The 914-nt window shown below is 54.5% G+C and carries 2 protein-coding genes; both read right to left on the bottom strand.

What is annotated here, in order from left to right:
* On the bottom strand, positions 1-391 hold a 391-nt coding region (gene rpsH / locus ACIPZE_RS28965; protein WP_007918458.1), incomplete at its 3' end, for a 30S ribosomal protein S8.
* 209 nt (positions 392-600) lie between these two features.
* Positions 601-906 carry a 30S ribosomal protein S14 gene (gene rpsN, locus ACIPZE_RS28960; protein ID WP_007918460.1) on the bottom strand — a complete coding sequence of 102 codons (306 nt, stop codon included), beginning with the start codon at positions 904-906 and terminating at the stop codon, positions 601-603.
* Between the last annotated feature and the right edge of the window lie 8 nt (positions 907-914).

The raw sequence follows: 914 nt of genomic DNA, 5'->3' as shown, positions 1-914 counted from the left end.
AGAACACAGTGCAAAGAACTTCGCCGCCGACACCGGCAGCGCGCGCAGCACGATCCGTCATCACACCTTTGTTGGTGGAGACGATAGACACGCCAAGACCGCCACGAACTTTCGGCAGATCTTCAACGGACTTGTACTGACGCAGGCCTGGACGACTAACGCGCTTCACTTCTTCGATAACCGGACGGCCTTCGAAGTACTTCAGCTCGATGGACAACGACGGCTTAGCGTCGGTGGTGATCTGAAAATCCGCGATGTAACCTTCGTCCTTCAGGACTTTTGCTACAGCCACCTTCAACGTGGAAGACGGCATGCTTACGACAGACTTTTCAGCCATCTGGGCATTACGGATTCGAGTTAGCATGTCCGCTAACGGGTCCTGCATACTCATGGGCTAGACGCTCCTAATACAGAAAAATTAGCCTTGCGGCTACTACTTGTCGCCGAGAACTTCCGGGCATGAAAAACACGGGCTCAGGCGAGCCGGTCATTCTAGACACACCCCAGAAATGAATCAAGCCCCAAAAGGGGCTTGATTCAGATTCAAGGCCACCGATGGTCAGGTTCTTGCGAACCCGAACATCGAGACTTTGACAGCAATTACCAGCTGGCTTTAACCAGACCTGGCACGTCACCACGCATTGCAGCTTCACGCAGCTTGTTACGGCCAAGGCCGAACTTGCGGTAAACGCCGTGCGGACGACCAGTCAGGCGGCAACGGTTACGCATGCGCGCAGCGCTTGCGTCACGTGGTTGCTTCTGCAGAGCTACGGTAGCTTCCCAACGTGCTTCTGGACTTGCGTTCAGATCAACGATGATAGCTTTCAGCGCTGCACGCTTGGTGGCGTACTTGGCAACAGTGAGCTGACGCTTCAGCTCACGGTTTTTCATGCTCTTCTTGGCCATTTTCCTCC

It is taken from the genome of Pseudomonas sp. NPDC089741, from assembly GCF_044748825.1.
In the GTDB taxonomy this organism is placed as follows: Bacteria; Pseudomonadota; Gammaproteobacteria; order Pseudomonadales; family Pseudomonadaceae; genus Aquipseudomonas; species Aquipseudomonas helmanticensis.
The sequence above is the reverse complement of the archived record's forward strand: the minus strand, read 5'-3'. Positions and strand labels throughout refer to the sequence as shown.

Coding starts and splice junctions, on each gene's coding strand:
- rpsN (WP_007918460.1), bottom strand. CDS start 906: ATGGCCAAGAAGAGCATGAAAAACCGTGAGCTGAAGCGTCAGCTCACT.